Below are 13702 nucleotides of genomic sequence, written 5' to 3'. Positions count from 1 at the left end.
CGGCCTTGAATAAATTAATATTTATGCACCGGTATAATAAACTTGAAGCGGCTGCCAAAAACCGTCAACCAGCTGCTCAATGCTGACTTGTTTCCCCATTTGCCGGTAAGTTTGCAAGTAAACCTCCGCCAACCACCTGGAATGGAGGTGATACTGCCGCGGGTTGTCACCATCTATGGTTATTCTGTAGATATTATTCGGTTTCATTATATCCACCTCCGGTTGTTTATATTATACATATTATACATGTAATTATTTAACCGGGCAACTTAATATTTAATTTTTGTGTTTGTCTTAAAGAATGCCATATAGGAACGGGTATGCCATAAATCAGGTACAGCCACGTGCTTTTGGATTGGTAACCGGGGCATTATAAAGGCAGGCTTTTGAGATTTGGGCGGCATTGCATTAAAATATAACCAGCGCGTTAATTTATGTTGAACAGGCCTTGTTAACTATCTGCCGGGTGCCGCAACGGGTAACCGGTGATTTATATTAATATGAAATATATACCTTTCATTTGCCCGGAGGGGCTCGGGGGGCACTACCGTGAAAAAAATTTTTGTGGTGGACGACGACGCTCATATAACCAAAATAATACGTGATTATCTGGTCCGGGAGGGGTTTTCCGTCTGCGTTTTCCCCGGCGCGGACAGCCTGCTGGCGGAACTGGAGCGCGGGATGCCCGATATGTTTATACTGGACATTATGATGCCCGGCATGGATGGGCTGGAATTGTGCAGGGAAATCCGCCGCCGGGGGAATGTACCCGTGATATTTGTTTCCGCCCGGGGTGAGGAAATGGACCGGGTGCTGGGCCTGGAACTGGGCGGTGATGATTATTTGACCAAACCCTTTTCCCCCCGGGAACTGGTGGCCCGGGTGCGAACCGTGCTGCGCCGGACAGGTACGGGAAAGCGCCCGGCGGTGGAGGATGAGGTGCGGGTGGGTGACCTGGTGATTTACCCGGGCCGCCGGGAAGCTGCTGCCGGGACGGAAAGGCTGGAATTAACGGTCAAGGAATTCGACCTGCTGCACCTGCTGGCGGCAAATCCCGGGCAAGCGTTTAGCCGTGAGCAAATCTTGAACCGGGTGTGGGGATACGACTATGTGGGGGACAACCGGGCGGTGGACGACGTGGTTAAGCGGTTGCGGCGCAAGATGAAGGATAGCGGAACCCGGGTCAGGGTAAATACGGTGTGGGGTTATGGGTATAAAATTAACGATTAGGCGAAAAAGTATTGCATTGCGGATAGCGCTTGGTTACCTGGCGGTGATATTGCTCACCGGGCTGCTGGTGGCTTCCTCCTTTTGGCTGCTACTCAGCAGGCACCTGGAGCAGGCGGCCCGGGAGAACCTGCAACGGGATGCCCAAAATTTAGCAGGTGTTATGGATGAGCACCCGGGGGAAGGGTCCGGGCAGCGGGGCATGATGATGCACCGTTTTATGACCTATCACATGCTGGGCCGGGTTATCCAGGGGGAATACCTGCTGGTGAACCGCCGGGGTGTGGTGCTGGAAAGCAGTATTAACGATGAGTTTGTGGGCCATGCACTGGACCCGGAGATGGTGGCGGAGTTGGCTGCCGGTGTTTATGAAGGCCAGGTAACCATGGGTCGGGAACGCTACGTGGCGGTGGCTCGTTACCTGGGCGGTGCCGCCGGTCAGGGCGGCGCGGTGGTGCTGCTCACCAGGGTGGAGAGCCTGGAGGAAATTCAACGGGAGTTACTGGCCCTTTTACTGGCCAGCCTGGTTTTGCCTGTGCTGGTGGCCCTGGGGATTACCGTGTTTTTAGCCCGGCACATTTCCCGCCCGCTTGATTTACTCAAGGAAAAGGCGCAGCTGGTGGCCAGGCGTAACTTTGGCTGGCGGGTGCCGGTGGATACCGGTGATGAAATTGGTGAGCTGGGCCGGGCCATCAATGCCATGGACGAACAGCTGGCGGAATATGACCGCGCCCAGAGGCAGTTTTTCCAAAATGCTTCCCATGAGCTAAAAAGTCCGTTGATGTCAATTCAGGGTTATGCCGAAGGGATACGTGACGGAGTTTTTCATGGTGAAGAAGCGGAGCGCGCTCTGGAGGTTATCGCGCGTGAAACCGGGCGGCTGAAAAAATTGGTGGAAGAGCTGCTTTACCTGGGTAAATTGGAAAGCGACTCGGAGGTTTACAAATTTGAAGACATCGAGCTTGGCGAAGTGCTGGAACAGGCTGCTCAGGCTCAGCAGGTAGTGGCACTGGAAAGAAATATCAAGCTTGTAATGCAGAATTACCCGGATGTCCACCTGCGGGGGGATGGCGAAAAACTGGTGCGGGCTTTTGTCAATTTAATTGCCAACGCGATACGTCATGCCGCGTCCCGGGTTGAGGTGCTGGCCTTGGAACAGGGGAAAGCGGTACAGGTGACCGTGCTTGATGATGGTCCGGGGTTTACCGGTGAAGATTTGCGCCGGTTGTGGGAGCGGTTTTATAAAGGTCCCCGGGGCGGCAGCGGGCTGGGATTACCCATTGCCCGGGCCATTATTGAGGAACACGGGGGCACTGTCCGGGCCGGCAATGCCCGCTGTGGTGGAGCCGAATTGGTGGTGACACTGCCCCGGGCCGGTAATTAACCAAACCTTTACAATAAGTTGTTTGAATTTTTACACGGGGCATATATAATAAGCATATAATTAATATTGTGGCATATATTTATTGAGTCACAATAAACGAGGAGGATTGAGATATGACCAAAGACTTGATTGACCAAATTCTGCGTGACATTGGCCTGGAGAAAATTGAAACAGAGCCCGACGAAGCCAGGCGGGAAGCCCTATCCGAGGGCGGGGAAAATAAAAAATAGGAGGGATTATCGTGTACATCGAAAATAAGTAGCCGGGGGCCGGTTGTAGTATTAAACCGCCCCCGGTTTTATATTTTATTGGGACACCCATACCGCTAACGCGGCACCAGCAGAGGATGAAAATTATCTAGCGCTATTTTCAGATATAGCAAATACATTGCAGGCAATATTGTATAGTCACCCACCGTCAGCTCGGCCGAGGCTGCCCCCGAACTATTCCGCTCAGAATTAGCCACATAATCCACTAACTGCCAGGGTATACTTGATTTGTATCCTTACTGTGAAACGGTGCTATTAAATGTCCCTGATTGCGGAGGTTAGAATATGTTATGGTGGAAAAGGTTGTCCAAGTATCTTTTATACCAGGAACCTCACCCCTATAAGTCCCTTTTTGAGTCCGGTGCCGAGGACCGGGCGGAAAAAGGGGTCGGGAATCAGCAAAAAAACACTGATGCGGCGCCTGAGCAATCGGAACGGGAAGAGATCCCCGGTAGCGAATACGCAGAGCAAAGTAAGTCGGAGCGGGCCGAAAATGCAAAGCCCCGTCGCAATGGCAGTAATGTTCCCAATGGCCGGCGATCCACGCGAAAAAGATCCCGGGGTAGTACTGTCATGCAAGATAAACCTGCCGGTCGGGTGTCTGAAAACCAGGATATAGATGCCATTATACATGAAAAGGTGGAACTGGTTTACGATCTGGAGCAAAACAGGCAAACGCTGGCTAAAATATTCCGGGTGCCCCGGAACAAGGATGTTGTATTCCGCAGCTTAACCATCGGTATTGACCCGCCCGTCAAAGCATTACTGGTCTTTATTGACGGTATCACCAACTCCCAGGTGCAAAACATGGCCATACTGCAGCCTTTAATGCTGTTGTCCGGTATCTTTGTTCATGGCACCGGAGGTGAAACCGGGCCCCGGGTTGATACTTTTTTTAAAGACACCTTTGACCGGGCCAAGGAGGCACTGGTGCCCAACAATCAGGTGACTGTTACCCATACCTATGCCCGGGTGGCGGAAGACGTGCTGGGCGGTAACTCCGCATTGCTTATTGATGGTTATAACCAGGCCCTGTTGTTGGAGACCAAGGGATGGCAGTATCGCAGCGTTACTACCCCCCAGGTGGAGGCTGTCATCCGGGGTCCCCAGGAAGCTTTCACTGAGCAGATCAGGGTCAATACCTCACTGGTGCGGAAAATCATTCACCGCCCTTCCCTGATCACAGAATTTATCAAGGTGGGCAACTCAGCACCCATGCAGTGCGCCATTATGTACCTGGACGATTTGGCCAATCCCGATCTGGTACGGGAGGTCAAGCACCGCCTGGAGTCCGTGAGCGGGGATTTTATGCATGAAACCGGTCTTTTAGAACAAATGATTGAAGACACTCCCTGGTTATTGGTGCCGCAGATACTCACCACCGAGCGCCCTGACCGGGTGGCCGCCAGCTTGCTGGAAGGACAGGTGGCAATACTGGTGGACGGGAACCCCTTTGTTATGGTGGTACCCTGCACATTTTTTGCACTGATGCAGGCGCCGGAAGACGCGTATATCAGGTGGCCGCTGGGTTCGTTTGTGCGCATAATTCGCTATCTGGGATTATTCCTGACGCTGCTGCTGCCCGCCCATTATGTGGCTATAATTGCCTATCACCAGGAGTTTATTCCCACTGACCTGTTGCTGGCCATAACGGGGTCAAGGGAAAAAGTACCCTTTCCCTCTATTGTGGAGGTACTGATAATGGAACTATCCTTTGAGCTGATTCGGGAGGCCGGAATCAGAATACCCGGCACCGTGGGTACAACCCTCGGCATTGTTGGAGCTTTGATTTTGGGACAGGCAGCGGTGGCTGCCAACATCGTCAGCCCAATACTAATTATTGTGGTGGCGGTGACCGCCCTGGGTTCCTTTGCCATACCGAACTATTCCTTTTCCCTGACCGTGAGAGTGCTGCGGTTCTATTACATTATTTTGGGGTCATTTCTAGGTCTTTTGGGTATAATGGTGGGCTTTTTTATCCATCTAGGTGTTACAGCTACCCTGAAATCCTTTGGTGTGCCCTTTTGGGCTCCTGTAGCACCGGTGACCCGCAAAGGGAACGATTATTTTTTGCGAGGTCCCCAGTGGCGGCAGAAGTCCCGGCCCGATTATCTTGAACCCCTGCAAATACAGCGCCAGCCCAAAAAAAGCCGGGGCTGGCGGTATGATAAAGAACCCTGGGGGGGGGCAGGGGCAAATTGAGTCGGCAAAAACCCGTGGTTGGGGTATCCGAAGCGGTGACGTTATTATTCGTTGTTATTTCTGCTAAAATTTTTTTAACCCAGTCCATATTCCTTTACCACAGAGGGATGAATGCAGCCTGGGTAATTCCCATTGTTCTTATGTTTGTCGGCCTGGCCGGTGTGCTGCTATTGGTTGCACTGCTCAACCGGTTTCCCGGCCGGGATTTGGTCCAGGTGGGGGAAGAACTGACCGGGCCTTATATTAACTTTTTCTTTGGTCTTTTTTACCTGGCTGTGTTTGTGCTTGGTGCCGGATTTACCCTGCGGGCGATCAGTGAACACATGGTGGCCGGTTTTTTCCCTGATACGCCCATTAGTTTGGTGGCCGGTTCCTTTATATTAGCCACTATGGTGGTTAGTTACCTGGGCCTGGAAGCGGTGGTGCGTACAGCCAGGCTACTGGTGGGTATACTGCTTGCCACCGGACTGGCGCTGGTGGCGCTAACCGCTCCCCTGTGGAGTTTTGCCAGTCTGTTTCCCATTTGGGGTGCCGGCCCGTTGGAACTTTTCAAGGGCGTCCTGGAAAACACCGGGGTCTATGTATCCATACTGTTACTGGGTATCATTTATCCCTTTTTGCCCGGCAATACGGGAAAAAAGATTGGCTTTTGGGGAGTGGGTATTACGGGAATCATTTCTCTACTGGGGGTGCTGGTACCGATTCTGGTTTTTACATATCCCACGGTTACCGAACTTACCCTGCCCTCCTTTGAAATGGCCAGGATTATAAATATCGGTCGTTTTGGCCAGCGGATGGAAGTGGTTTTTTTACCCATGTGGGTTTTTGCCAATATGATTTACCTGTCGGCTTCACTATATGGCGGTGCCGCAGTACTCTGCCGGCTTTGCGCCCTGGATGATTACCGGCCCTTTGTATTATCCATGGGGGTATTTATCACGGTGGTGGCCTTTATAACCCAGAACGCCCCCCAGGCCACTTACTGGTATCAGGATTATATAATTCGTTATAGTTTTGCTATATTAACCGGTATTGTGTTGTTATTGCTATCAGTGGCTTATTTAAAGTCGCGGGGAGGTGGGCGCGGTGCATAACGTCGAATTGCTTAAAGTACTGCGCAAAGCCCTGGTGGTAATTATGCTTGGTGCTGCATTGCCCCTGGCCGGTTGCTATGATTATTCCGAACCCGATGAAAAGGCCTGGGTACTGGCCATAGGTGTTGACAAGGGGCGGGAAAACAAGCTTACAGTTACGTCGGTGATAGCGGTGCCCAAAAATATTGCCGGGAGTGGCGAACAGGGTGCCTCCGGGGGGGACGGCCAGGGAGTTTTTTTTACTGTTTCCATAGATTCACCTACTGTTTTAAGTAATCTGGAACTAGCCAATACCGTGGTGGACAGGCGGGTTAGCCTCAGTCATATCAAATGGATAGTTTTTTCCCGGGAGCTGGCCGAGGAAGGTATCGGGGAGTACGTGGCCCCGCTGGTGCGTTTTCACCAGTTCCGTCGCTCCTCCCAGTTAATTATATGTGAAGGTCGGGCCGAGGATTTTTTATCCAAAGGGATGCCCAAGATGGAAGACAATGTGGGCAAATTTTACGAGCTTATGCAGCGGGGCTGGCGATTTACCGAGTTTATCCCCTTTGACTCGTTCCATCAATTTTATTATAAATCGGAATCACCGGGGGTGGAACCTATAGCCCCATTGGCCGCCCTGGGTAGTGAGGAACCTGTTTACCCGGATAATTCGCCCAAGCCCAAAGGGCAATACCTGGCCGGGCGTTTACCACGCAAGGGGGGCAGTGAAATAGAAATTATGGGCGGTGCGGTATTTAAAGAAGGCCGGATGGTGGGTACTCTAAACGGTGATGAGGTGGGGGTGCAAAAATTGTTTTTTGGTACTTTAAAACGTACCATTCTAGATGTTCCCGATCCCAATCACCCGGACAATTATATCATAGTCGATGTGGTACCCAGGGAAAAGCCCCGGGTGGATATTACCATTGCCGGGAACCGACCACAAATTAGCATAGATATTAAATTGGAGGGGGGAATTATTTCCCTGCAATCCGGAGAAGACTACGAAATACCGGAACGGTTGCATATCGTGGAAGAGGCTGTGCAAAGGGCCTTTACAGAGGATATAAACAATACCATAGCCAGGAGTAAACAATTAAATGCCGATTTTTTGGGCTTTGGTTTACATGCCCAGAAGCTATTCCCAACCTGGCCGCAGTGGATTGCCTTTAACTGGGAGGATAAGTACCAGGAGGCCGAAATTGTTGTTAATGTTGATTACAGGCTGCGCCGCACCGGCCTGGTACATGAAATGCAACCGCTGAGATAGTGCCCGGGCCTGGTGTGGGCGGAAATGGTGATTGTGCATGGAGGTATTTATCAATGTTTGACCTTTTAATACTACTGGCGGTGACTTTGATTTCAATACATGTGGCCAGCTACGGCTGGTATGCTCTGCATAAAGAAAAAAAACTGCGTGGTGCAGTGGGGGCCTTTGTGGTTGCCGGTGCCACCCTGGCAGCACCGGTGTTGCTAATGTTGTATTATGCCCTGGCCGGCTAAAAAAACCTGTGCCCGGCGGCACAGGTATTTTTTTGGTGAATAAGAAGGAATTAAGAGTTTAATGTCGAAAGATGGCAAATTAGATTGAAATTAGCTGGATAATTTAGGTAGCGGTTAAGCCGGGTCATAATAGGAATTGCCATTTAAGTTAACCGTTCAAGGGGAGGGTTACATGCCGGGGGATAAGTTAAATATGGATTATAAATGACAAAATTCGAAACATAGATTGTATCTAACATTGTACATAGGTTTGTGAGTTATAATGGTTGTTTATAAATATTAATAATGGAAGAGGAGATGTTGGGGACATGAATGTAAGTTTGAAGTTGAAATTAATGATGGTCATAGGTGTTTTATTGTTTGTGGCAGTGGCGGTAGTGGGATATTCTTCAATTTCTGTCATGCGCGATAATTTAAAAACGGAAGCGCAATTGAAGCAAAGAATGTTGGCGGAGGCTTTTGAAAAGCAGGTTGAGCAGTTTCTCTACGATGCCATGGGTATGGTAAAAACAACGGCGCAACTGCCGGATGTTAAAGACGTATCCTCCATACCATTGATTCAGGAGGAGTTTATGGGTGTTCCTTTGGAGGTGGACCGTGAAAAAAGAGATATTCTCAATTTTATTATAGATAATTACGGATATTTTGCTTATATGGAACAAATTACTGCGCCGGGCGCGGGCTATAACATTGTTCTTGAGCCGTGGGAATATCAATTGGACCTGAAACAATTGGACTTTGGTCACCGTAACTGGGCCCAGCAAGCCATATCCAAAATGGATACCCATGTTTCCGAAGTCTATATCAGTTCTTCACTGCAAAAACCTGTTGTCGCCATATCCCACCCGGTTACCGGTGCCAACGGTGAACTGACAGCCGTATTAATGGGCGCTTTGACATTGGAGCGTTTAAGTGAATTTACCAACCAGTTAGTATACGGTAATACAGGCCAGGCTTATTTGGTGGATCAAAACGGAATTATCGCGGCACATAAAAATGCTGCCTATGTGCAGGAAATGAAAGACGCTTCCGGTGTGCCAATGGTCCAGTTGGCCATGCAGGGTAAAACCGGGGAGGGTGAATTTGCTGATCCTTTAACCCAAAAACAGGTTTACGCACATTATATGCCGGTGGCGGATACCGGGTGGAGTTTAGTGGTGCAGCAGGATATTGATGAAATGTATGCTCCCGTACAAGCTGCAATTAATCGTGCTCTATTAATATGCTTGGTACTATTGGCGATAGCTGCTGTTGTTGGCTTTTGGGTAACCAACAATATAACCAGGCCAATTATCCAGTTAAAGAATGAAGCCGGTATTATCGCCCAGGGGGATTTAACGCTGGAATTGAATACAAGCGGTAGCAAGGATGAAATAGGCTCTCTTAAAATAGCGTTTGCTGAAATGGTGAACAACCTGAAAAGCATGATAGTTAATGTTCGAGATAATTCTGATCGATTGGCATCACATAGCCAGGAACTTGCTTCTTCCAGTGAGGAGGTAAGCGCCACCGTGGAGGAAGTGGCCAGCACTACCAGTGAAGTTGCGGCCACATCAACCCAAGGGGCGGAAAATGCCGAAAAAGCAACCGGAGAATCGGAACAAATGCAACATTTAGCCGAGGAAGGAAACCAGGCAGTCAAGGATACGGTGACTAAAATGCATGCTATTTCCGAAGCATCAAAAAATGTTGCCTCAGCCATTAGAAATCTTGGTGAGCAATCGAGCCAAATTGGGGAGATTACCAGCGTGATAACCAATATAGCAGAACAGACCAACCTCTTAGCCTTAAACGCTGCCATTGAAGCGGCCCGGGCCGGGGAACAAGGCCGGGGATTTGCCGTGGTAGCCGAGGAAGTGCGCAAGCTGGCGGAAAAATCAGCGGTAGCCGCCAATGAAATTGCCGGGTTAATAGAAAAAATACAGGTGGGAGTCGGGCAAGCTGTAACCGCTATTGAAGGTAGTGTGGAAGAGGTTAAAGAAGGGGTGCAGGTGGCCAATAACGCCGGTGCTTTACTGGACCAAATTATCAACGCCATACAAAATAATACACTGGTAATTAAAGATATCGCCGGCGGGGCTCAGCAAACTAACGAGGGCATGCAGCAACTGTCCGCATCAAACCAGCAGATAGCGTCCACTGTGCAGCAAGTGTCCGCTGCGGCTCAAGAATTGGCTAATATATCAGCGGAATTGCAAAATACTATTTCGAGATTTAAAATAAATTAGTTATAGATTGTCACAATCCTTAATGGGAACCGGATCAAATTGAAACTAAAGTAAGTTTTGATCAGTTGTTAATTAAATAGTTCTCCTGCGTGGGTTTTTTACATCAAGCCCACGCTTTTTATTCCGGTGGCAGAACGCAGGTCCTGTGGATAACTCTTGCCGCCCTAAAAAGCGTATTTATTCCTCCGCGCAGGTACGGAACAATGAGCGGTTGGCCGGTAACCCGGGTTTATACACAACCATAAACAGTTTATCCACAGGTTTACCCACATTATCAACACCCCGGTATTAAAATTATCCACTTCCCGCGCCGGCGGTTAACACGGCACCTGCGTAAGCAGCGCAAAAAATCAGTTAACGTTGAAATTATAAGTGGATTTTAAGAGGCCTTTCGAACAGCCCGTTCAAGTATAAAGACAATATAATTAAATATGATATAATTTTTATAATCTCAACGGTTGAGCCATCTAATGACAAGCACCGGCACCTCCCGGCTTAAATAAATCATCATTTATTTGATTAAACTTAACAAATGGGGGAAAAAATGCTGCAGCGGGGTTATTTGGAACGGTTACGGGATATGCTTAGTTATAAAAGGTTAAAACACTCGCTGGGTGTACGGGATACTGCGGTTAAGCTGGCCCAGTTTTATGGTGCCGACAGCCGAAAGGCCGCCCTTGCGGGCTTGCTGCACGATTGCGCCCGGGATCTACCAGGGAAGAAATTATTGCTACTGGCCCGGCAGAACCATATACCCGTTGACGAAGTGGATGAGGCCTTGCCGGTTATTTTACATGCTCCTGTGGGGGCATTACTGGCCGGGCGACAGTTTGGTGTGCAGAACCAGGCCGTTTTACAGGCTGTTGCTTTGCATACGCTGGGCGACAAGGATATGACATTACTGGATAAAATAATATTTATTGCAGACAAAGCTGAGCCCGGGCGTGCTTTTCCGGGTGTACAGGAACTGCGGGAAATTATGTGGCGGGACTTGGACCGGGCTATGCTGTGGTGTTTGGACGCTACCATAACAATGTCACTGCGCAATGGTGAATTAATTCACCCCAAAGCTGTAAGTACACGTAACTGGATTAGACTTAAACTATCTTAACAATAGCGTTAGGTAATTTCCATCCTTTTTGCTGGTGTCGGGTTAGCGGCACGGATGTCTAAATTAAAGAAAAGCCTGTTTAGCTTTGGGCTGTGATAAAAGGATGCCTGTTTTACTTGTTTTCTATCACCGGGCAGGAACTTTCAGAACCGGGGCGAATATCAATTATAATACGAAAAAGTATACGAATAATTTTTAGGGGGATTGCTTGTTGATAATTGAACCTGGTGTTCTTGTGCAGTTGGCTGTAGAAGCGGCGGAAGGTAAAAGGGCTATGGATATCACCGTGTTAAACATCGGTGGGGTTTCCGTGGTGGCGGAGTACTTTGTTATTTGCAGTAGTAGATCGCCGGTACATGCCCGGGCCATTGCCGATGCAATTGAAGATAAATTACAGCAGCACAGCGTTGGTCAACCACGCAGGGAAGGGTTCAGGACGGCGCAGTGGGTTTTACTGGACTACGGTTCGGTGGTAATCCATATTTTCCAGGAGGAACAACGCCGTTTTTACAATCTGGAGCACTTGTGGGGAGACGCCCAGGTAGTAAAATCCCCGTTAAGTATGTAACTAATTTGGCGTTGACTTTCAATATTTATTATTTTATAATTATGGTCAGTTCAATATGCTAAAAACTGTGAAGGGGAGTAGTAATATCGCTGTTTACCCCCAGAGAGCCGCCGGTTGGTGCGAGGCGGTGGGTAAGGTGAATGAACTCGCCCCGGAGTTGCCCGGTGGAAAAAAGTACACCGGGACGGCAAGTACCGTTAACACACCAAGTGGTTAAAGTCATGGGGATGTAGCTCAGATGGGAGAGCGCCTGAATGGCATTCAGGAGGTCAGGGGTTCGATTCCCCTCATCTCCACCAACGGCTTTATCAATTAGGGTGGTACCGCGAGAAATACCTCTCGTCCCTTACCGGGATGAGAGGTTTTTATTTTAAATTTTCAGCTTTAATACGTTAATCAGACAAAGAATCAGGGGTGATAACATGAAAAATTTACAGAGTCAAATTACCATGGGCGAGTTGCTGGATCTGTCAGCAGGAAGGTTCCCCCATAATGAAGCACTGGTTTACCCGGACAGGGATCTAAGATATACATACCGGCAGTTTCAGCAGCAATGCAACCGGGTGGCCAAATCATTAATGGCCCTGGGTATTAGAAGGGGCGAACATATTGCTCTGCTGGCCCCCAATATACCGGAATGGGTCATATTGCAATTTGCCTGTGCCAAAATGGGAGCGGTATTGACGTCGGTAAATACCAATTACAAAGTTTTCGAGCTGGAATACTTACTCCGCCAGTCCGATTCCACCACTTTGATTTTTTCCAGCGGTATAAAAGATTCGAACTATGTGGACATGGTATTTGAATTGTGTCCGGAACTGCAGGACAACATGCCCGGGCGGTTGAATTGCAAAAGACTGCCGATACTGAAGAACCTGGTCTATATAGGTGAAGAGAGTCTTCCGGGTGTTTTTAACTGGCGGGATGTATTGGCCATGGGCGATGAAATCACCGATGAAGAACTGGGAGCCAGGCAATCGTCCCTGCAGCCTGGTGATGTAATCAATATGCAGTATACTTCCGGAACCACCGGTTTTCCCAAAGGAGTTATGCTAACCCACAACAACCTGGTGGGTAACGCTTTAAGTGTAGGCAAGTGCATGAACCTGGGTCCCGATGACCGCCTTTGTATACCTGTGCCCATGTTCCATTGTTTCGGCTGTGTTCTGGGCACGCTGACCTGTGTTTCCTATGCCGCCACCATGGTAATGCTGGAATCATTCAACCCGGTGAAGGTGTTGGAAGCGGTGGAGAAGGAGCGGTGTACTGCGCTGCATGGAGTGCCCACCATGTTTATTACCGAGTTGGACGTGCTGGAAAAACAACCCTTTGATACATCCTCCCTGCGCACCGGTATCATGGCCGGATCACCCTGCCCAATTGAAGTGATGAAGGCTGTGGTGGAAAAAATGGGTATGCGGGAAATAGTCATTACTTACGGACAAACCGAAGCGTCACCCGGCATTACCATGACCCGCACCGGCGACCCGCTGGAACTGAGGGTGGCCACAGTAGGAAAAGCGCTGGAAGGGGTGGAAGTTAAGATCGTTGACCCGGAAAACGGCGAAGAGGTGCCCGCCGGTGTCCAGGGTGAAGTATGCGCCCGTGGATATAACGTTATGAAAGGTTATTATAAAATGCCTGAAGCCACGGCTGCTGCCATTGATCAAGAGGGGTGGCTGCATACCGGTGATCTGGGCATTATGGATGAAAACGGTTATCTTAGAATAACCGGCCGGATTAAAGACATGATTATTCGGGGTGGTGAAAATGTTTACCCCCGGGAGATTGAGGAGTTTTTATATACCCACCCGCAGGTTAAAGATGTGCAGGTAGTGGGCGTACCCAGTGAGAAGTACGGGGAAGAAGTTATGGCCTTTATCCAGTTAAAAGAAGGCTCCCGGGTCAGCGTCGAGGATATTAAAAAATATTGTTCCGGCAAAATCGCCCGTTATAAAATACCGGCATATATTCATTTTGTTGATGGCTACCCCACTACGGCCAACGGCAAAGTGCAAAAGTTCAAGCTGCGGGAAATGGGTATCAAGGAATTATCCCGCTATGATAATACGGCAAATCCACTGTAGGGCAGCTTTTAAGCTCCTTAAAGAGAATGTTTAAAAAGTAGGCTTTG

11 protein-coding genes and 1 tRNA gene are annotated in these 13702 nt (G+C 49.2%); 11 read left to right on the top strand and 1 reads right to left on the bottom strand.

What is annotated here, in order from left to right:
* Positions 1-21: 21 nt before the first annotated feature.
* Positions 22-207 (bottom strand): hypothetical protein, encoded by a 186-nt coding sequence (locus tag LX24_RS10795; RefSeq protein ID WP_166512170.1) that lies wholly within the window; start codon positions 205-207, stop codon positions 22-24.
* A 342-nt stretch (positions 208-549) separates the two neighbouring features.
* Between LX24_RS10795 and LX24_RS15175 the strand changes: the two genes are divergently transcribed.
* From LX24_RS15175 to LX24_RS10740, 11 genes are all read left to right on the top strand, one after another.
* The gene (locus LX24_RS15175; RefSeq protein ID WP_166512169.1) at positions 550-1230 is read left to right on the top strand and encodes a response regulator transcription factor; all 681 of its coding nucleotides are present in this window, start codon (positions 550-552) and stop codon (positions 1228-1230) included.
* Positions 1208-2611: a sensor histidine kinase gene (locus LX24_RS10785; protein ID WP_166512168.1), complete on the top strand. Its 1404-nt coding sequence runs from the start codon at positions 1208-1210 to the stop codon at positions 2609-2611. The genes LX24_RS15175 and LX24_RS10785 overlap by 23 nt, the downstream gene beginning before the upstream one ends.
* Before the next feature lie 554 nt (positions 2612-3165).
* Positions 3166-5082, top strand: coding sequence for a spore germination protein (locus LX24_RS10780; protein ID WP_166512167.1), 1917 nt, complete (start codon positions 3166-3168; stop codon positions 5080-5082).
* Complete coding sequence (locus LX24_RS10775; RefSeq protein ID WP_166512166.1) at positions 5079-6176, top strand: GerAB/ArcD/ProY family transporter; 1098 nt, start codon at positions 5079-5081, stop codon at positions 6174-6176. The genes LX24_RS10780 and LX24_RS10775 overlap by 4 nt, the downstream gene beginning before the upstream one ends.
* The gene (locus LX24_RS10770; protein WP_166512165.1) at positions 6169-7428 is read left to right on the top strand and encodes a Ger(x)C family spore germination protein; all 1260 of its coding nucleotides are present in this window, start codon (positions 6169-6171) and stop codon (positions 7426-7428) included. Before LX24_RS10775 ends, LX24_RS10770 begins: the two co-directional genes overlap by 8 nt.
* Before the next feature lie 53 nt (positions 7429-7481).
* Positions 7482-7661, top strand: a complete 180-nt coding sequence (locus LX24_RS10765; RefSeq protein ID WP_166512164.1) for a hypothetical protein — start codon at positions 7482-7484, stop codon at positions 7659-7661.
* Between the two features lie 308 nt (positions 7662-7969).
* Positions 7970-9889 (top strand): methyl-accepting chemotaxis protein, encoded by a 1920-nt coding sequence (locus tag LX24_RS10760; protein WP_166512163.1) that lies wholly within the window; start codon positions 7970-7972, stop codon positions 9887-9889.
* 544 nt (positions 9890-10433) lie between these two features.
* Entirely contained in the window at positions 10434-11000 is a 567-nt protein-coding gene (yqeK, locus tag LX24_RS10755; RefSeq protein WP_166512162.1) for a bis(5'-nucleosyl)-tetraphosphatase (symmetrical) YqeK, read from the top strand.
* 211 nt (positions 11001-11211) lie between these two features.
* Positions 11212-11568, top strand: a complete 357-nt coding sequence (gene rsfS, locus LX24_RS10750) for a ribosome silencing factor (RefSeq protein WP_341473571.1) — start codon at positions 11212-11214, stop codon at positions 11566-11568.
* A 223-nt stretch (positions 11569-11791) separates the two neighbouring features.
* Positions 11792-11867: transfer RNA gene (locus tag LX24_RS10745), tRNA-Ala, on the top strand.
* A 123-nt stretch (positions 11868-11990) separates the two neighbouring features.
* A complete protein-coding gene (locus LX24_RS10740) occupies positions 11991-13655 on the top strand; it encodes an AMP-binding protein (RefSeq protein WP_166512160.1) in 1665 nt (554 codons plus the stop codon).
* Positions 13656-13702: the final 47 nt, after the last annotated feature.

The organism is Desulfallas thermosapovorans DSM 6562 (assembly GCF_008124625.1).
GTDB classification, from domain to species: domain Bacteria; phylum Bacillota; class Desulfotomaculia; order Desulfotomaculales; family Desulfallaceae; genus Sporotomaculum; species Sporotomaculum thermosapovorans.
Note: the sequence above shows the minus strand (reverse complement) of the source record. Positions and strands in the feature narration are given on the sequence as shown.